The organism is Pseudidiomarina fusca (assembly GCF_032227045.1).
In the GTDB taxonomy this organism is placed as follows: domain Bacteria; phylum Pseudomonadota; class Gammaproteobacteria; order Enterobacterales; family Alteromonadaceae; genus Pseudidiomarina; species Pseudidiomarina fusca.
Genome location: NZ_JANFPJ010000098.1, coordinates 1 through 792, shown reverse-complemented (window position 1 = coordinate 792; position 792 = coordinate 1). Strand labels below are relative to the sequence as shown.

Genomic DNA, 792 nt, shown 5'->3' with positions numbered 1-792 from the left:
GTAAGCGTCCATTTTAGGACGTATTGACGCCTTATAGATTTCGGCCAAGCATCCTGGCTAGATGTCTTTCATGATCTGCACCAGTCCTGGTGGGATTTTCCACTGGCGGTTATCATCGCTGACCACCATCACTGATTTCTTGTTGATTTTGATAACCACGCCGAACACTTGGCCTTCTTTGGCCTTGAAGTGGACTTTTTGGCCTAAACGTAGCTGGCTTAGAACATTGATGTCGTTTTGCAAACGTAAGTAGTCTATCCGCTTGCAGATGAGCTCGTTCAGGTCATGTAATTCGTCTAAGGTTAGGTCTTCTATGCGCATATCGCCTCCGTCTGGAGGCTATTCTACCGAAGTGGCGGGTAAAGCAAAGAGGTCTGAACGCAGTGGATTATCGGCGAACTGGGTTTTCCAATACCGTGGCGTCAGTTCATGTACCAGGCTGGCAGGGTGTTGGCTGATACGTAGCAGTACATCGGTCAGATAATCGTTTACATTGATATCATGCAATCGACAAGTGACTATCAGGCTTTGGATAACGCCAACATGCTCTGCACCGATTTCTGTCCAACAGAACAACCAATTTTTTCTCCCCATGGGTATGGGCCTGAGCGCCCGCTCCAGATGGTTTGTATCCAGCGGCACATCGGGGTCTTCTAAGAAGACACGCAGTGCCATTTCTTTGCTTCGTACATAGCCAATCGCTTTGTAGAGGGGGTCTTTTGGCAGCAGCGTCAGGTTATGCAAGGTGTCATCACACCACGTAAAGAAGCGGTCAACCACCGGTTTGCTGTG

At 48.7% G+C, this 792-nt stretch carries 2 protein-coding genes; both read right to left on the bottom strand.

The genetic code is table 11. The features are described from left to right. Positions 1-57: 57 nt before the first annotated feature. Entirely contained in the window at positions 58-321 is a 264-nt protein-coding gene (locus NOG12_RS13230) for a transposase (RefSeq protein WP_014610306.1), read from the bottom strand. A gap of 18 nt (positions 322-339) precedes the next feature. Further along, the coding region (locus tag NOG12_RS13225; RefSeq protein WP_313933511.1) for an IS66 family transposase at positions 340-792 on the bottom strand (453 nt) is incomplete at its 5' end.